21 protein-coding genes, 1 tRNA gene and 1 pseudogene are annotated in these 16,522 nt (G+C 71.3%); 5 read left to right on the plus strand and 18 right to left on the minus strand.

The genetic code is table 11. The annotated features are described in order from the left end of the window. Nucleotides 1-133 precede the first annotated feature (133 nt). Nucleotides 134-892: a TetR/AcrR family transcriptional regulator gene (locus ACFVVO_RS11685; RefSeq protein ID WP_390053924.1), complete on the plus strand. Its 759-nt coding sequence runs from the start codon at nt 134-136 to the stop codon at nt 890-892. Between the two features lie 72 nt (nt 893-964). Here the strand turns inward: ACFVVO_RS11685 and ACFVVO_RS11690 are convergent, their stop codons facing one another. Next, nucleotides 965-1,435, minus strand: coding sequence for a PPOX class F420-dependent oxidoreductase (locus ACFVVO_RS11690; protein ID WP_390053925.1), 471 nt, complete (start codon nt 1,433-1,435; stop codon nt 965-967). A gap of 205 nt (nt 1,436-1,640) precedes the next feature. Here ACFVVO_RS11690 and ACFVVO_RS11695 point away from each other — a divergent pair, with 205 nt between their 5' ends. Further along, nucleotides 1,641-2,300, plus strand: coding sequence for a GAF and ANTAR domain-containing protein (locus ACFVVO_RS11695; RefSeq protein WP_390053927.1), 660 nt, complete (start codon nt 1,641-1,643; stop codon nt 2,298-2,300). A gap of 66 nt (nt 2,301-2,366) precedes the next feature. Here ACFVVO_RS11695 and ACFVVO_RS11700 read toward each other — a convergent pair whose 3' ends face one another. From ACFVVO_RS11700 to ACFVVO_RS11710, 3 genes are all read right to left on the minus strand, one after another. Beyond that, nucleotides 2,367-3,188: a YceI family protein gene (locus ACFVVO_RS11700; protein ID WP_390053929.1), complete on the minus strand. Its 822-nt coding sequence runs from the start codon at nt 3,186-3,188 to the stop codon at nt 2,367-2,369. Between the two features lie 103 nt (nt 3,189-3,291). Next, nucleotides 3,292-5,811, minus strand: coding sequence for an MFS transporter (locus tag ACFVVO_RS11705; RefSeq protein ID WP_390053931.1), 2,520 nt, complete (start codon nt 5,809-5,811; stop codon nt 3,292-3,294). Between the two features lie 13 nt (nt 5,812-5,824). Then, nucleotides 5,825-6,319: a MarR family winged helix-turn-helix transcriptional regulator gene (locus ACFVVO_RS11710; protein ID WP_390053932.1), complete on the minus strand. Its 495-nt coding sequence runs from the start codon at nt 6,317-6,319 to the stop codon at nt 5,825-5,827. 205 nt (nt 6,320-6,524) lie between these two features. Between ACFVVO_RS11710 and ACFVVO_RS11715 the strand changes: the two genes are divergently transcribed. After that, entirely contained in the window at nt 6,525-6,722 is a 198-nt protein-coding gene (locus ACFVVO_RS11715; protein ID WP_390053934.1) for a hypothetical protein, read from the plus strand. 79 nt (nt 6,723-6,801) lie between these two features. On the opposite strand, the gene ACFVVO_RS11720 is transcribed toward ACFVVO_RS11715, so the two are convergent. The 8 genes from ACFVVO_RS11720 to ACFVVO_RS11755 form a co-directional block, all read right to left on the minus strand. After that, entirely contained in the window at nt 6,802-7,737 is a 936-nt protein-coding gene (locus ACFVVO_RS11720) for an RNA polymerase sigma factor SigF (protein ID WP_390053936.1), read from the minus strand. 312 nt (nt 7,738-8,049) lie between these two features. Next, the gene (locus ACFVVO_RS11725; protein WP_390054128.1) at nt 8,050-8,886 is read right to left on the minus strand and encodes an RNA polymerase sigma factor SigF; all 837 of its coding nucleotides are present in this window, start codon (nt 8,884-8,886) and stop codon (nt 8,050-8,052) included. Between the two features lie 175 nt (nt 8,887-9,061). Then, nucleotides 9,062-9,355: a Dabb family protein gene (locus ACFVVO_RS11730; RefSeq protein WP_390053938.1), complete on the minus strand. Its 294-nt coding sequence runs from the start codon at nt 9,353-9,355 to the stop codon at nt 9,062-9,064. 10 nt (nt 9,356-9,365) lie between these two features. Further along, nucleotides 9,366-9,545, minus strand: a complete 180-nt coding sequence (locus ACFVVO_RS11735; RefSeq protein ID WP_390053940.1) for a hypothetical protein — start codon at nt 9,543-9,545, stop codon at nt 9,366-9,368. A 189-nt stretch (nt 9,546-9,734) separates the two neighbouring features. Then, nucleotides 9,735-9,819 (minus strand) — tRNA-Ser (locus tag ACFVVO_RS11740). A 45-nt stretch (nt 9,820-9,864) separates the two neighbouring features. Further along, nucleotides 9,865-10,296 carry a tRNA adenosine(34) deaminase TadA gene (tadA, locus tag ACFVVO_RS11745; RefSeq protein ID WP_390054130.1) on the minus strand — a complete coding sequence of 144 codons (432 nt, stop codon included), beginning with the start codon at nt 10,294-10,296 and terminating at the stop codon, nt 9,865-9,867. Nucleotides 10,297-10,352: 56 nt separating this feature from the next. After that, on the minus strand, nt 10,353-10,889 hold the full coding sequence (locus tag ACFVVO_RS11750; protein WP_390054131.1) for a hypothetical protein: 537 nt from the start codon (nt 10,887-10,889) through the stop codon (nt 10,353-10,355). Between the two features lie 332 nt (nt 10,890-11,221). Further along, nucleotides 11,222-11,440: a hypothetical protein gene (locus tag ACFVVO_RS11755; protein WP_390053941.1), complete on the minus strand. Its 219-nt coding sequence runs from the start codon at nt 11,438-11,440 to the stop codon at nt 11,222-11,224. 96 nt (nt 11,441-11,536) lie between these two features. Between ACFVVO_RS11755 and upp the strand changes: the two genes are divergently transcribed. Beyond that, nucleotides 11,537-12,172 (plus strand): uracil phosphoribosyltransferase, encoded by a 636-nt coding sequence (gene upp, locus ACFVVO_RS11760; protein WP_390053943.1) that lies wholly within the window; start codon nt 11,537-11,539, stop codon nt 12,170-12,172. A gap of 12 nt (nt 12,173-12,184) precedes the next feature. Here the strand turns inward: upp and ACFVVO_RS11765 are convergent, their stop codons facing one another. Together ACFVVO_RS11765 and ACFVVO_RS11770 are read right to left on the minus strand one after the other, a co-directional pair. Further along, nucleotides 12,185-12,823, minus strand: coding sequence for a LytR C-terminal domain-containing protein (locus ACFVVO_RS11765; protein ID WP_390053945.1), 639 nt, complete (start codon nt 12,821-12,823; stop codon nt 12,185-12,187). 97 nt (nt 12,824-12,920) lie between these two features. Continuing rightward, nucleotides 12,921-13,217, minus strand: coding sequence for a type II toxin-antitoxin system VapB family antitoxin (locus ACFVVO_RS11770; RefSeq protein WP_004943146.1), 297 nt, complete (start codon nt 13,215-13,217; stop codon nt 12,921-12,923). 115 nt (nt 13,218-13,332) lie between these two features. Here ACFVVO_RS11770 and ACFVVO_RS11775 point away from each other — a divergent pair, with 115 nt between their 5' ends. Continuing rightward, entirely contained in the window at nt 13,333-14,904 is a 1,572-nt protein-coding gene (locus ACFVVO_RS11775; RefSeq protein ID WP_390053947.1) for a helicase HerA-like domain-containing protein, read from the plus strand. Between the two features lie 17 nt (nt 14,905-14,921). Here ACFVVO_RS11775 and ACFVVO_RS11780 read toward each other — a convergent pair whose 3' ends face one another. From ACFVVO_RS11780 to ACFVVO_RS11795, 4 genes and pseudogenes are all read right to left on the minus strand, one after another. Then, nucleotides 14,922-15,047 (minus strand): hypothetical protein, encoded by a 126-nt coding sequence (locus ACFVVO_RS11780; RefSeq protein WP_390053949.1) that lies wholly within the window; start codon nt 15,045-15,047, stop codon nt 14,922-14,924. A 45-nt stretch (nt 15,048-15,092) separates the two neighbouring features. Continuing rightward, on the minus strand, nt 15,093-15,413 hold the full coding sequence (locus ACFVVO_RS11785; protein ID WP_390053950.1) for a hypothetical protein: 321 nt from the start codon (nt 15,411-15,413) through the stop codon (nt 15,093-15,095). Between the two features lie 77 nt (nt 15,414-15,490). Further along, entirely contained in the window at nt 15,491-16,159 is a 669-nt protein-coding gene (locus tag ACFVVO_RS11790) for an HdeD family acid-resistance protein (protein ID WP_390053952.1), read from the minus strand. A gap of 73 nt (nt 16,160-16,232) precedes the next feature. Next, a pseudogene (locus ACFVVO_RS11795) lies at nt 16,233-16,343 on the minus strand (Fe-S cluster assembly protein HesB); the annotation flags it as partial. Nucleotides 16,344-16,522: the final 179 nt, after the last annotated feature.

The raw sequence follows: 16,522 nt of genomic DNA on the forward strand, positions 1-16,522 counted from the left end.
GCTCGCGGCCCTGGGTATGCGTGCCGCTGCGGGCGGTGTGCGGTCGGCCGCGCCCAGGCGGCGGAGCCCCGTACCGACACGGCCGCGCGCCCCACATCCGGGGCGGTGGCCGGAGTTCGAGAGAGGTGCGTCGGTGGCCAGGACCGGTGACGGGTCGGCGCGGGGCAGTGTCTGGCTGGAGGCGAGGACACGGCGCGGCGGGCGAGGTGGCCAGCCCTCGGGCCTGGACCGGGAGCGGATCATCGAGGTCAGCGTGCGGCTGCTGGACGCCGAGGGCATGGCGAAGTTCTCCATGCGGCGGCTGGCCGCCGAGCTGAACGTCACCGCGATGTCCCTGTACTGGTACGTCGACACCAAGGACGACCTCCTCGAACTCGCCCTCGACGCCGCCTACGGCGAACTCGGGCTGCCGGATCCGCGGGACGACGGCGCCGACTGGCGGGAGCAACTGCGGGAGCTGGCCGGCGAGTACCGGGCGCTGCTGGTGCGCCACGCCTGGCTGTCGCCACTGGCCGGGCGCTACCTCAACATCGGCCCCAACTCGCTGGCGTTCTCCCGCGTGGTCCAGCGGGTCGTCCGCCGCGCCGGGCTGCCCGCGCACGGCGTCACCGGCGCCATCTCGGCCGTCTTCCAGTTCGTGTACGGCTACGGCACGGTCGAGGCCCACTTCCTCGCCCGGACGGCGGACACGGGGCTGACCGCGGACGAGTACCACCGGCAGGCCATGAGCCTGGTCGCCGAGGACCCCGGGACCGCCGAGATGTTCCGGGAGTCCCGGGAGCTGATGGCGGCCCGGGGCGGCGACACGGTCGACGAGATGATGGACCGGGACTTCGGTTTCGCCCTCGACCTGCTGATCGCCGGCATCGAGGCGATGGTCGCCAGGGGCTGACCGACCGCCCGGCCGCCGTCCGGGAGCCGCACCGGGCCATCGACCGGCTGCCGCCGCTGCCGCAGCCCCTGGCTAGTCGCCCTCCGCCAGCCGTGCCGGGAACCCGCCGGTCGCCACCGGACCCCAGCGTTCCGGTGTCACCCGGATGATCGACTTGCCCTGCTTGCGCATCGCCTCGCGGTACTCGTCCCAGTCCGGGTGCTCACCGGCGATGTTGCGGTAGTACTCGACCAGGGGCTCGACCGAGTCGGGAGTGTCGATGACCTCGGCCGTGCCGTCGATCTGGACCCAGGGCCCGTTCCACTCGTCGCTGAGGACGATGAGACTGACCCGGGAGTCCCGCCTGGAGTTGCGGGTCTTGGCGCGCTCGGGGTAGGTGGAGGCCACGATCCGGCCCGAGTCGTCCACCCCGCAGGTGAGCGGAGAGCCCTGGGGGCTGCCGTCGGCCCGGCGGGTGAGCAGGATGGCGCGGTGCCTGGGGCGTACGAAGTCCAGCAGTTCGGCCTGCGATACACGGGTGTTCGTCGCGATGTTCGGTGCCATGGACGCAGCCTAGGACGAGCGGGGCCCGGTCAGCCTGACCCTGTCGGTCACAGGATCATCCGGACGTCACTTCACCTCAACGGAGCAGCTAAAGTGCAGATGTCGTGTGCTCGCAGTCAGGAATGTGCTGCGGAGCTCTCCTGAGCATGGCCGTAGGGCCATGACACCCGAGAGGTTCGTGGTGGTTACCCCTGACTTTTTCGACGTGACCCGCTCTCCGGCCGGCCTGGAGCTGGCGGAGGCGCTCACGCTGGCGGCTCGGCAACTGCACGAGACCACCACCCCGCAGGCCACGCTGCGCACCGCCGTCCGGCTGGCCGTGGAGCTGCTCCCCGGCGCCGAGCACGCCGGCGTCCTGGAGATCGACCGCGGGGAGGGCCGCCGCACGGTCGCCTGGACCGACGACATCGTGCGGGACGCCGAGGCCCCGGAGCTGCCGCACTGGGAACGGCTGTGGACCTCGCCGGTGGTGCGGCTGCCCGACGACGCCGAGACCGAGCGGGGACCGCTGCCGGACCTGGGGCTGCGCTCGGTGCTGTCGCTGCGGCTGCGCGCCGACCGGCGCCGGCTCACCGTGCTCACCGCCTATTCCGGCAAGCCGCGCGCCTTCGACGACACCACCGTCCGCCTCGGCCGCCTCTTCACCGCGCACGTCAGCCTCGCCCTGAACGCGGTGACCGTCCAGGAGCAGCTCACCGAGGCCATGCACACCAGGGACCTGATCGGCCAGGCCACCGGCGTCCTCATGGAGCGTCTCGACATCGACGCGACGGCGGCCTTCGAGAGCCTGGTGCGCGCGTCCCAGCGGGAGAACGTCAAACTGCGGGACCTGGCGCGGCGCATCGTGGGCGCCACCGACAACTGAGCCACCGGGAACGACGACGACGGCCCGCCGCCACTTCGAGTGGCGGCGGGCCGTCGGCCGTTCCCGTCAGGCGGCGGGCAGTGACTCGCCCTGGACCGCCTGGATGTCCAGCTCGACCCTGAGGGTCGTGCCGATGGCGGCGATGCCCGCCTGGAGGACCTGGTTGTAGTTCATCGCGAAGTCCTCGCGGTGCAGTTCGGTGGTCGCCCGGAAGGCCGCACGGGTGCCGCCCCACGGGTCGGCGCCGGTGCCGAGGTAGGCCAGGTCCAGGTCGGCCGGCCGCACCACGCCGTGCATCGACAGCTCGCCGTGCACGGTCCAGCGGTCCGGGCCGGCCACCGTCACGCCCGTGGAGCGGTAGGTGATCTCCGGGTGCCGCTCGACGTCGAGGAAGTCCGCGGACCGCAGGTGCGTGTCCCGCATGCCGTTGCCCGTGTCGACGGACGCGGCCCGGATCACCGCCTCGACGCGGGACTTGGTGACGTCGTCCGGGGCGATCTCGATGGTCCCGCCGAACTCCGTGAACCTGCCGTGCACACTGGAGATCCCCAGGTGCTGGGCGACGGCGGCGACGGAGGAGTGCGCCGGGTCGATGGTCCACGGGCCGGGCGGCGGCAGTTCGGTGCCGCCCTGCCGGGCCAGCGTGACGGTGCCGACCTCGGCCCGCCCGCTCGCTGTGACGATGGCGCTGGAGGCGGCGGGCGCGTAGCCGACGGCGGTCACGATCACCGTGTACGCCCCCGGTGCCAGCTCGGTGACGTCCCGTACGGCGCCCTCGGGGTCCGCCTCGGCCCGCAGCACCTGCGTACCGGTCATGTCGGTCATCGTGACGACGGCGTGCGACACGGCCCATCCGTCCCGGGTACGGATCCTCGCGGTCAGTCCCATCCCGTCTTCTCCCTGAAAAGCCAGATAAATCGGTCGTATGGAATCGGCCCGTGACGGGCGCGTCTCCGCTCAAGGCGCGCGCCGTCACGGGCCGGGGCTCGAACTACTCGCCGGGGTGGGCGAGTTCGATGTCGTGGCCGTCGACTCCGGTGCCGTTCACCGTCAGGGCCGTCGCCACCGGCGGGTAGCCCGTCGCGATGACCGTGTAGTCGCCGCCGTCCAGGTCGGTGAAGGCGTACGCCCCGTCCGTCCCGGTGGTGGCCGTGCCGACCACGTTGCCCGCCTGGTCGACCAGGGTCACGCGGGCGTCGGCCAGCGCGCCGTGCGGAGCCCGCACGACACCCTGCAGCCGGGCGCCGGCGTCCAGGTCGACCTCGATCCGGGTGACCCCGGTGGTGGCGACCTCGACCGGCAGCGCGCGCGGCCGGAACCCGCTCGCGTTGACCGCGACGGTCACCGCGCCCGGCACCAGGTCGGTGAAGGCGAACTCGCCCTGCTCACCGGAGGCGGCGGTGGCCAGCAGGTCGCCGCGCACATCGGTGACGATCACCATCGCGTCCTTGACCGGCAGCGCGCTCCCGGCCGAGCGGACCACACCGGTCAGCCCGCTGGTGCCGCTGAGCAGGATGTCGTAGGACAGCGGCTCCTCGCCCACCACGATCGTGGAGGCTTGCGGCTGGAAGCCGTCGGCGGAGGCGATCAGGACGTACGAGCCGGTGCCCGGCGCGTCCACCGCGTAGGAACCGTCGGCCTGGGCGACCGAGCGGCCCAGCTGGCGGCCGGACAGCGAGATCAGCGTGACCGCGGCCTGCGGGACCGGGGCGCTCTCGGCGCCGCGGACGAATCCGTGCACCGGGGTACCGCCGCCCGTGCCCGGCTCCGCGACCGTGGCGACCGCGGTCACCTGCTGCGCGGCGGCCGCCGGAGCGGTGCCCTCGGACCCGGTCCCGGTGGTCGCGGCGACCGCGGCCGGGATCGCTTGCGCCTCGGCGACGACCGGGGCGGCGGCCGGGTCCAGGGCGGGCGCCCCGGCGTCCGCGGCCTGGGCCAGCGCACCCTTGGTCTTCAGCGGGACCTCCTTGATGAACAGCGTGATCAGGAAGGCGACGGCGGCGAGGGCGGCCGCGATGTAGAAGACATCGGCGATGCCGTGGCCGTAGGCGCTCTCCAGCAGCGTCCGGATGGGCAGCGGCAGCTTGTCCATGTCCGGAATGGTGTCGGTGGAACCCGAGCCGGCCATGGCGGCCTGGTACTTGGGGCTCAGGGCCCCGATGCCGTCCGTGACGTAGTGGGTGATCCGGTGGGCCATCACCGCGCCGAGGGCGGAGACGCCGACCGCACCGCCGAGGGAGCGGAAGAAGGTGACCGTGGAGCTGGCCGAGCCGAGGTCCGAGGGCGCCACCTGGTTCTGCGTGGCGAGGACCAGGTTCTGCATCATCATGCCGATGCCGAGACCCAGCAGGGCCATGAAGATGGCCATCTTCCAGTAGTCGGTGTCGTACCGGATGCCGCCCAGCAGGGCCAGGCCGGCCGTCACCAGGAGGCCACCGCTGACCAGCCAGCCCTTCCAACGGCCGGTGCGGGTGATGAACTGACCCGAGACGGTGGAGGAGATGAACAGGCCGCCGATCATCGGGATGGTCAGCACGCCCGACATCGTCGGGGACTCGTCGCGGGCCAGCTGGAAGTACTGGCTGAAGAAGACGGTGCCGGTGAACATCGCGACACCGACGAACAGCGAGGCGAGCGACGCCAGCGTGATGGTGCGGTTGCGGAACAGGCGCAGCGGGATGATCGGCTCGCTCGCCTTCGCCTCGACGAGGACGAAGAGCGCGCCGAGCACGACCGAACCGCCGACCATCGCGTAGGTCTGCCAGGACACCCAGTCGTACTTGTCACCGGCGAAGGTGACCCAGATGAGCAGCAGGGAGACGGCCGCGGAGATGAGGGACGCGCCGCCCCAGTCGACCTTGACCTCGCGCTTGACCACGGGGAGGTGCAGGGTCTTCTGCAGCACGATCAGCGCGATGACGGCGAACGGGACACCGACGTAGAAGCACCAGCGCCAGCCCAGCCAGGAGGTGTCGGTGATGACACCGCCGAGCAGCGGGCCGCCGACGGTGGCGACGGCGAAGGTGGCACCGAGGTAACCGGAGTAACGGCCCCGCTCACGCGGGGAGATCATCGCCGCCATGACGATCTGGGCCAGGGCCGACAGACCGCCGACGCCGATGCCCTGCACCACACGGCAGACGATCAGCATGCCGGGGTTCTGCGACAGGCCGGCCGCCATCGAGGCGATGACGTAGATGATCAGGGCTATCTGGACGAGCGCCTTCTTGCTGTACAGGTCGGCGAGCTTGCCCCACAGAGGAGTGGCCGCGGTCATCGACAGCAGGGCGGCCGTGACCACCCAGGTGTAGGCGGACTGACCGCCGCCGAGGTCGCCGATGATCTCCGGCAGGGCGTTGGAGACGATCGTGGACGACAGGATCGCCACGAACATGCCGAGCAGGAGCCCGGACAGGGCCTCCATGATCTGCCGGTGGGTCATCGGGGCGTGGCCTGTGCCTCCCCCGTGCTTGGCGTGAGCCCGCACACCGGCTGGTGTGGTCGTTGCCATGGGCTTCCTTTACTTACGTGCTTGCGGGTGTACGGGTGGTCTCTTCGACTACGGGCGCGGGGATCCGGACCGGGGTCGAGCGGCAGTCGCCGAAGGACGCGCGCAGGCGCGCCATCAGCTCGATGAGCAGGCCGACCTCCTCGTCGGTCCAGTCGGCGAGCCGCTCCGCCAGCAGATGCGTGGTCCGCCGGGACAGCTCGTCCAGCTGCTCCAGGCCGTCGGGCGTCAGGCGCAGGATGCGCGAGCGCTTGTCCGCGGGGTCCGGGTGCCGTTCGATCCAGCCACGCGCGGCGACGTGCGCGACATGCCGGCTGGTGACCGACATGTCCACGGAGAGCAGCTCCGCGAGCTTGCTCATGCGCATGTCGCCGTGACGGCCGAGCAGGGTCAGCACGGCGGCCGAGCCGGCCGGGCACTCGGACGGCAGGATCCGCCCCAGGTCCCGTTTCACGGCTCCGAAGGCGCTGAACTGACGCACCAGCTCCTCGTACTGCGCCTGTTCGGCCATCACACCTCCCGTATTCGTTGCTTAGGGCAACCATAGAGGAGGTTGGTTGCTGCAGGCAAACAACCAGGGGTCGAGCGGCGCAAAAACTTGGCAAAGGCAAGTATTGCGATCGTAAACACGCTGTTCGGAGTGGGCGCCCGCACCCCGTCTGTCCCGGTGGACCCCCACTTGGGTCGCACCACCGGATTCGCTAGTGTCTCGGGCCATGGCTAACACCCAGGGCCCTCAGGGCAATTACGACCCCGCAGGCAGCACCCAGATGTTCCGCGCGTTCGTCGACGAGGGCCCCCAGGGGCGGCCGCAGCAGCAGCCGGCCTCCTCCGGACCCCGGGTCGGCCTGATCATCGGCATCGTGGCGGCCGTGGTCGTCGTCGCCGCCGTCGCCTGGCTCGCGCTCAAGTAGGACACCCGGCCGCCCGGACACACGAAGGCCGCCGACGCTGCCGCGAAGGCGCCTCGGCGGCCCTGTGTCCGTGTGCCCGTCAGTCCGAGATGAGGCCCTCCCGCAGCTGGGCCAGGGTCCGGGTCAGCAGCCGGGAGACGTGCATCTGGGAGATGCCGACCTCCTCGCCGATCTGCGACTGGGTCATGTTGGCGAAGAAGCGCAGCATGATGATCCGGCGCTCCCGGGGCGGCAACTTCGCCAGCAGCGGCTTCAGGGACTCCCGGTACTCCACGCCCTCCAGCGCGCTGTCCTCGTAGCCGAGGCGGTCGGCGAGGGAGCCCTCGCCGCCGTCGTCCTCGGGGGCCGGGGAGTCGAGCGAGGAGGCGGTGTAGGCGTTGCCGACCGCGAGGCCGTCGACCACGTCCTCCTCGGAGACGCCGAGTACGGCGGCCAGCTCCGTGACCGTCGGGGAGCGGTCCAGCTTCTGGGACAGCTCGTCGCTGGCCTTGGTGAGGGCCAGACGCAGTTCCTGGAGCCGGCGCGGGACGCGTACCGACCACGAGGTGTCGCGGAAGAAGCGCTTGATCTCACCCACGACCGTCGGCATCGCGAACGTCGGGAACTCCACGCCCCGTTCGCAGTCGAAGCGGTCGATCGCCTTGATCAGGCCGATGGTGCCGACCTGGACGATGTCCTCCATCGGCTCGTTGCGGGAGCGGAAGCGGGCCGCCGCGTAGCGCACGAGGGGGAGGTTGAGTTCGATCAGGGTGTCCCGGACGTACGCGCGCTCCGGGCTGTTCTCGTCGAGTGCGGCGAGCCGCAGGAACAGGGAACGGGACAGGGTCCGGGTGTCGATGTTCGCCGCGACCGGCGGGGCCGGGGCAGGGGCGGCGGCCGGGTCGGCCTGGGCCGGCACGGCATCGAGGGCCGTGACGCCCTCGATGCCGTCGAGGACGTCGAGAGCGTGGAGCTCCTTGGGCGCTGCCTCGCTCGTGGGCGTGAGGACCTTCGAGCTGCCCTGGTCTGCGGACATGCCACCCCCTTTGGGTCGCGGGACGGTCGCGGCGGCGCTGCCTTTCGAGCAACGCAGCCTTCACCTGAATACCGGCGCCGGAGCTCCGGCAAACGCGCTTCCCGCAGAATGTCACATGTCGGCAACACGCTGTAGTGACATGTCGACATGCAGGCGGTGAATCGGCCCTGGAAAGAAGGGGTCTGACGGCCTTTCGGCGCACAACTGTCGGGAACCGCCCTGGTGGGCGATTCGCTCTTACCGGTGAGTGATCGATCCCGCTTTCGATCCGCCGTGGGCTGGTGTTTTCCGGCGTGTGCTCCCGTGCGCCGGTTATGCCTCGATGCGATTCGCGGATCGCAGCCGCTGGAAGCTACGCGCGAGTAGCCGGGATACGTGCATCTGGGACACACCGAGTTCCGCGCTGATCTGCGACTGGGTCAGATTGCTGTAGTAGCGCAGCAGCAGGATTCTCTGTTCCCGTTCCGGGAGTTGGACCAGGAGATGGCGGACCAGGTCGCGGTGCTCCACGCCGTCCAGGGCCGGGTCCTCGAAGCCGATGCGGTCCAGCAGGCCGGGCAGTCCGTCGCCCTCCTGCGCGGCCTCCAGGGAGGTGGCGTGGTACGAGCGTCCCGCCTCGATGCAGGAGAGCACCTCCTCCTCGCTGATCCTGAGCCGCTCGGCGATCTCGGCGGTCGTCGGGGAGCGTCCGAAGGCCGTGGTGAGGTCCTCGGTCGCGCCGTTGACCTGCACCCACAGCTCGTGCAGCCGGCGCGGTACGTGGACCGTGCGGACGTTGTCCCGGAAGTACCGCTTGATCTCGCCGACCACGGTCGGCATCGCGAAGGTCGGGAACTGCACCCCCCGGTCGGGGTCGAAGCGGTCGATGGCGTTGATCAGGCCGATGGTGCCGACCTGGACCACGTCCTCCATCGGCTCGTTGCGGGAGCGGAAGCGGGCGGCCGCGTAGCGCACGAGCGGGAGATTGGCCTCGATCAGCGCTCCGCGCACCCGGTCGTGCTCCGGCGTGCCCGGAGTCAGATCCTTCAGCTCGGCGAAGAGCACCTGGGTCAGGGCGCGGGTGTCGGCGCCGCGGCGCTTCTCGGGAGTCGGAGGGGAGGGGCTGGGCACCTCGTCCTGGGGCGGCGCAGTACTGGCCGACACGGTCAACGCCACCTCTTCATCGGTCAGTCATCCGTCAAAAGCGGTCATAGCATCACAAGACATGTGCACTGTGTGCAAGCACCGCATAACGTCGTGTTGTGGTCAAATGGCGCCCAGTTCGGGACCCGGGACGCGGAAAAGCCCCCCATCTTTCCCATGGGGGGCTTTCGGCGCGCGCGGGTCAGAACTCGTAGTCGGCGATCACCCACGTGGCGAACTCCCGCCACAGCGCGACGCCGGCCTGATGGGCCGGGTGCTCGAGATAGCGCCGCAGGGCGTCCTGGTCGTCGACCGCCGAGTTGATCGCGAAGTCGTAGGCGATGGGCCGGTCACTGATGTTCCAGGCGCACTCCCAGAACCGCAGCTCCTCGATCAGGCCGCCGAGCGCCCTGAAGGCCTCCACGCCCGCCACGACCCGCGGATCGTCGCGCTCGACGCCCTCGTTGAGCCTGAAGAGGACCAGGTGACGGATCATGGGGTGTACCTCAGCTCTGTGCTCCGTCGGCGACCCAGGTCATGAAGTCGCCTATGGCCTTGGCCGCGTCCGATATGCCCTCGAAGCCTATCTGGACGTAGTCGGCCGCCTTGGCCGGGTCAGTGATGATCACGTACAGCGCGAAGACCGCGAGCACGTACACGGCGATCTTCTTGGCGTTCACCGCCACCGCGGCCTCCCCTGTACCTGCTGCGACTCTTCGGTGCCCTGTTGTCGGCGGTGAGTTTATCCGCCCGCTCGTGTGTTCCGGCCGGGGAATTGTGTGCGAGTCGTGGCGCACCGGAACGCGCTCCGGTGTGCGGGGAGTTGGGGAAACCGCGAGAGGCCCGGTCCACTGGACCGGGCCTCTCGTTCGGAGCGGTAGCGGAGGGATTTGAACCCTCGGTGACTTGCGCCACACTCGCTTTCGAGGCGAGCTCCTTCGGCCGCTCGGACACGCTACCGAGGGAGACCCTACAGCAAGCTGGGGCAAGGTTTGAAATCAGAATTCAGCGGTCCCGGAAGAACTCCGTGAGCACCCGGGCGCAGTCCTCGGCCAGGACGCCCTCGACGACCTCGGGGCGGTGGTTGAGCCGCCGGTCGCGCACGACGTCCCACAGCGAGCCGGCCGCTCCCGCCTTCTCGTCCCGGGCGCCGTAGACCACCCGGTCCACCCGGGACTGGACCAGCGCGCCCGCGCACATCGTGCAGGGCTCCAGCGTGACGACCAGCGTGCAGCCGGCCAGCCGCCACTGTCCGAGCGTCGCGGCGGCCCGCCGGAGCGCGAGGATCTCCGCGTGGGCCGTCGGGTCGCCGGTGGCCTCGCGCTCGTTGTGCCCGGCGGCCAGCACCGTCGTGCCGTCCGGGGACAGCAGGACTGCGCCTACGGGGACGTCGCCGCCCTTCACCGCCAGCCGGGCCTCGTCCAGGGCGAGCCGCATCGCGGCCCGCCAGGGGTCGCGCACCGGGTCGGGTGCGCCGGTGGTGTCCTCGGTGCTCAGCGGACGGTCTCCAGCACCTCCGAGGCGCCCAGGGCCTCGGCGATGGTGCCCAGCGCGTCCTCGGCCTCCAGGGTGCGCAGCTCCTTCTCGCTGATGCCCAGGTCGTCGAGGATCTCGCTGTCGCCCACCGGGCTGTGCGGCACCGCGTCGTCGTCGGCGGCGTCTCCGTCGTCCTCCTCGTCGTCGGACTCGCCGTCCTCCGTGCCGTCGAGGTCCAGGGAATCCAGGTCGGGGCCGTCGTCGGCACCCGGCTCCCGGCCCAGCAGCTCGTCGGTGAGCAGCAGCTCGCCGTAGGCGCTGCGGGCGGCGGCGGCCGCGTCCGAGACGTAGATGCGAGGGTCTTCCTCGCCGTCCACGCGGACGACACCGAACCAGGAGTCCTCCTGCTCGATCAGGACGAGCACGGTGTCCTCTTCGGGAGAGGCTTCCCGGGCCAGGTCGGCGAGATCCGACAGGGTCTCCACATCGTCGAGCTCTGTGTCGCTCGCTTCCCACCCGTCTTCGGTGCGCGCGAGCAGTGCGGCGAAGTACACCGTGACTCTCCCACTGGTCATAGGCGTGCCGGTTGGGGGTCCCCCCGGCGGAGGTTCTGGGCGGGTGGAGCTGGGCTCCGGGCCCCGCCCACTCGGCATCGTGGCAGAAACAAGACGTTCAGGGGACGTCTTCGGCTCCCTGTGTCCGGCAGTTTTGATCGTGGATCCGTGACCGGCCCACGTGTGCGTCCGTTGCCGCCACCTGCGGATCGTACGCGGCCCCACCGGCGCTCACGCACGTCCACCCGGGCAACACCGGTGCGTTCGCCGGTCTTTCCCACCGGCTTCCTTCCCACGGGTCTCTTCCCACCCGACCGTACGACGGAATCCCCCTACCAGCGGAAGGTTCGCATCCGCATGGCGTGGCGCAATCGGGCCGTCTTGGCGCGCCGGGGCTGGACGCGGTCGCGCAGTGCCCGGGCCTCGGCGAGGTCGCGCAGGAACTGGGCGCGGCGGCGCCGGCGCTCGGCGTCGGTCTCGGGCCGCCGGTGGCCTGTCGCGCTCCTGGCGTCCACGGCGGCGTCGGTCTCATGATCAGGCAGGTCAGGCACAGTCACACCACCCCGGGTCCGTCCCTCCCACTTTCCCTCGGACGGGCGGTTTGATGCCAGCGCCGACCGCGGCTGAGCGCGGTTACTGTTGGGGGCATGCGTCTCCACGTCGTCGACCACCCCCTGGTCGCTCACAAGCTCACCACGCTGCGCGACCAGCGCACCGACTCCGCGACCTTCCGCCGGCTCGCCGACGAACTGGTCACCCTGCTCGCCTACGAGGCCACGCGGGACGTGCGCACCGAGGCCGTCGACGTCCAGACGCCGGTCGCCCGGACCACCGGCGTCAAGCTCGCCCGGCCGCGCCCGCTGGTGGTGCCGATCCTGCGGGCCGGCCTCGGCATGCTGGACGGCATGGTCCGGCTGCTGCCGACCGCCGAGGTGGGCTTCCTGGGCATGATCCGCGACGAGGAGACGCTGCAGGCCTCCACGTACGCCTCGCGCATGCCGGAGGACCTCTCGGGCCGCCAGGTGTACGTCCTGGACCCGATGCTGGCGACCGGCGGCACGCTGGTCGCGGCCATCCAGGAGCTGATCAAGCGCGGCGCCGACGACGTCACCGCCGTGGTCCTGCTCGCCGCGCCCGAGGGCGTCGAGATCATGGAGCGGGAGCTCGCGGGCACCCCGGTCACGGTCGTCACGGCGGCCGTCGACGACCACCTCAACGAGCACGGCTACATCATTCCCGGCCTCGGGGACGCGGGGGACCGGCTGTACGGCGCCGCCGAGTAGGACCGGCCCCGCTCAGCAGCCCTTCTGCGACGCGGCGGTCGTCCGCTTCGGTTCACTCAGCCGGGCGAGGGCCTGGTCGGCGGCCGCCCGCCGCGTCAGGCTGCCGAACTTGTCACCGATGATCAGGTCGAGGCCGGCCCCCTTGCGGCCGGCCTCGGTACGGCGCTCGGCGCCGGTCAGCTGGGTGGCGAGCACCGGTAGCGAGGTGTCCAGCGCGGAGGCGGGGCCCAGGAGCACCCCGGCGCCCTTGACCTTCTTGTCGAACTCCTTGGGCGCGTTGCCCACGTCGCCGATCTTGAAGCCGCGCTTCTTCAGCTCGTCCGCGGTGGCCTTGGCGAGCCCGCTGCGGGTCGTGGCGTTGTAGACGTTCACGGTGATCGTGCGGGGCTCCGGCAGGACCCTGACGGGCGCGGCGGAAGCCTTCGCGACGGGGCACTCGGCCTTGGTGCCGGCCGCCGCGGACTTCTTGCCGCCACCGGTGAAGACGTCGATGAGCTGCAGAGTGCCCCAGCCGATCAGGCCCAGCGCGGCGACGGAGGCCACGACGGCGGCCACAAGCCTGCCGCGCCGCCGGGGAGGACGCATCCGAGGGTATTTGTCCCCCGTGACCCGGTACTGGCCGCCCATGCCGGGAGGAGTCAGCATGCTCATGAGCGCAGCGTAGTGCGCCCGAGCGGCGATGCCTATTAGATGATCAGCAGACGCCGCTCAGCGGAACCCGAAAGGGGCAACGGCCGTGTCGTGCGGATCAGTCGAGTTCGAGCACGCGCGCGTGCAGCACTTGGCGCTGCTGGAGCGCGGCGCGCACCGCTCGGTGGAGGCCGTCCTCCAGGTACAGGTCGCCCTGCCACTTCACGACATGCGCGAAGAGGTCACCGTAGAACGTCGAGTCCTCGGCCAGCAGGGTCTCCAGATCGAGCTGCTGCTTGGTGGTCACGAGCTGATCGAGGCGGACCGGGCGCGGCGCGACGTCCGCCCACTGCCGGGTGCTTTCCCGGCCGTGGTCGGGGTACGGCCGGCCGTTTCCGATGCGCTTGAAGATCACACGGAAAGCCTACCGGTCCAGACGTTCCGGGCGCAGCCATGGCGCCGCAGTGCGACGCTGGAAATGCCGGAGCGAAGGCGCTCATACCGGGTGCTATCGGAGACAGGGGCCGTGGATGAGTGACAGTGAGACGCTCCCTGCCGAGGCCGAGCGGATCCGGGCCGGCTACGCCTTCACCGGCCCCGCCCTGGATCTCGGGGCCCTGCTGTGGGACGCCCGGTGTCTCGCGCGGGTGCCGGTGCGCATCCCGCTGCCCATGCTCAACCGGCACGGACTGGTCGCGGGTGCCACGGGCACCGGCAAGACCAAGACGCTCCAGCTGATCGCCGAGCAACTGTCCGCGCAGGGCGTGCCGGTCTTCCTCGCGGACATCAAGGGCGATCTCTCCGGCATCTCCCGGCCGGGCGTGTCGAACGGCCGGGTCCAGGGGCGCGCGGCCGAGGTGGGCCAGAGCTGGACGCCGGCCGCTTTCCCCGCGGAGTTCCTCGCGCTCGGCGGGCTCGGTCACGGCATCCCGGTGCGGGCCACCATCACGAGCTTCGGGCCGGTGCTGCTGTCCAAGGTGCTCCGGCTCAACCAGACCCAGGAGCAGTCCCTCGGCCTGATCTTCCACTACGCCGACACCAAGGGCCTGGAGCTGGTCGACCTCAAGGACCTCAGGGCCGTGGTCGCCTTCCTGACCTCGGACGAGGGCAAGGCCGAGCTGAGGAACATCGGCGGGCTGTCCACCGCGACGGCCGGGGTGATCCTGCGCTCGCTGACCGCCTTCGAGGCGCAGGGGATGGCGGACTTCTTCGGCGAGCCGGAGTTCGACACGGCCGAGCTGCTGCGGACGGCGCCGGACGGGAGGGGCGTCGTCTCCGTCCTCGAACTCCCCGCCGTCCAGGACAGACCGCAGCTCTTCTCCACCTTCCTGATGTGGCTGCTGGCCGACCTCTTCCACGACCTGCCCGAGGTGGGCGACGCCGACAGGCCCAAGCTGGTCTTCTTCTTCGACGAGGCGCATCTGCTGTTCGGCGACGCCTCCCGGGCGTTCCTCGAGTCGATCACGCGGACCGTGCGCCTGATTCGCTCGAAAGGGGTCGGCGTCTTCTTCGTCACCCAGACCCCGAAGGACGTGCCGTCCGACGTCCTCGGCCAGCTCGGCAACCGTGTCCAGCACGCGCTGCGGGCCTTCACGCCGGACGACCAGAAGGCCCTGAAGGCGACCGTGAAGACCTTCCCGGACTCCGCCTACGACCTCGAGGAGCTCCTCACCGGCCTCGGCACCGGTGAGGCCGTGGTGACCGTGCTCAGCGAGACCGGTGCCCCCACCCCGGTCGCCGCGACCCGGCTGCGCGCCCCGGAGTCCCTGATGGGCCCGGTGGACGGGCCGGGGCTGGACCAGGCGGTGCGGGAGTCCGCGCTCCACGGACGTTATGCACAGGCTGTGGACCGAGAGTCGGCGTACGAGCGGCTGAGCGAGCGGCCGGCGGCCGAGACACCGGAGCCGGGCCGGGCCCAGGAGCCCGCGCGGGCCCCGGAGGCCGCCCGCACCGCGGAGGCGAAGGCGCCGAAGGAGGAGCCGTCGCTCGTCGAACAGGTGGTGGGCAGCGGCATGTTCAAGTCACTGGCCCGCTCGGTCGGCACCCAGATCGGCCGCGAGATCACCCGCTCCCTGTTCGGTACCGCACGGCGGAGGCGGTGACCGCCTCCGCCTGCTGATCAGCGGCCGTCCTCCTTCGCCGGCCCCTGCGGTTGCGGGTTCGTGTCCTTCGGCCGGGCCGGCGCGCTGCGCCTGGCCTCCGCGCGCAGCAGGGCGCGCAGGACCGCGTACGGGTCTGTGGGCATGGTCGTCCCTCGCGTAGAGCTGACTGGGCTGGGGGAAAGGCCCGGTCAGCAGCGCAGGACCACCGTCCGCAGCAGGGGCACGGCGCCCGGCGGCCGTGGCAGCGCGGGGCACGGAGGCGCCGCCGCGGGGGCGGGCGCCGGTTCGGGCAGGGGCGCGGGGCGTTCGGGGGCCCCGGCCGGATGGGAGACGCGGGCGGGCGGCCGCGGCAGGGTGTCCAGGTGGTCGTGCTCGGAGGTGCCGGCCGACGTGGCCGGGGCCGGCGCCGCCTGGGCCTGCAGATGGGCGCCGGGCACCCACACCGCCAGGAGCAGCACGAGCACCCGCAGCCAGGTACGGCTGCGGGGGATGCGCGCGGTCCTGCTCACACCGGGTCTGTGCCCGCCCGGCCACCCCGCCGCATCGCGCGCCGCCCGGGATACGCCCGTTCGGCGTACCGCCGGCCTCACACCGTGCGCGGGACCTGCCGCGCCATGCCCCGGACGCGGATCGCGGTGACGATCTCCACGATGCCGACGATCACCAGCCACCAGCCGGCGACCAGGGTCAGCACGGTGACCGAGGTGAAGGGCGAGTCGATCAGCACGATGCCGGCGACGAAGGTGACGACCCCGAGGAAGATCTGCCAGCCCCGGGCCGGCATACGGGAGTCGGAGGCGGCGGCCAGGGTCTGGGTGATGCCCCGGATCACCCAGCCGATGCCGATCCACAGGGCGAGCAGCAGGGTCGACTGCATCGGCCCGCGGAAGCAGAACAGGCCCAGCAGGATCGACAGGGCGCCGCTGATGAAGGCGAGCACGCGCAGCGAGGTCCGCTGGTGGGTGCCGAAGGCGGCGGCCAGCTGGAAGACGCCGCTGATGACGAGGTAGAGCCCGAACAGCACTCCGGCGACGGCCAGGGAGGGGCCCGGCCAGATCAGCACCAGGATGCCGAGGATCAGCGAGGCGATCCCGGTGCCCAGGACGACTTGCCAGGCGGCCCGGGAGAGGGCGTGCAGGGGCCCTTCGAGGGGCGGTTCGGGCTCGTGGCGTCCCTGCGGGGCGTGACCCCCGTGGACGCTCCGGTCGTCGTATTCACGGTCCCAGGAGGGGCCGCCGCTGGGTGCCTCGGTCATGGTTCATGCTCGGATCGTCCCGGGCGGCCCCGCCACCCGGGCGGGACCATCCGGCTGAGGTCTCCTTGCCCGTGGTCTTCGCCGCCGCGGCGGACTTGGCCGCCGCCTTCGTCTCCTGCTTGTGCGCCCGCACCTCGGCCGGCGACTCGGGCCCGGTGAGGCCGGCGACGGACCGGAAGGACCTTTTGAGTCGTCCTGTACGGCGGCGGTGTTGGCCCCCTTGTAGGGCGCGGCGGCGGAGGCCACCGGGGTGAGCGGGACGGCGGCGACCGCGGCCAGCACGGCGGCCGCGGTGACGGCTCTGCGCGACGAGACTCCTCGACTTGGTGAACGCTGCCCCGCCGGACCCGTGAACCCCGCGAA

The sequence above is a fragment of the Streptomyces sp. NPDC058145 genome (genome assembly GCF_042884245.1).
Taxonomy (GTDB): Bacteria; Actinomycetota; Actinomycetes; order Streptomycetales; family Streptomycetaceae; genus Streptomyces.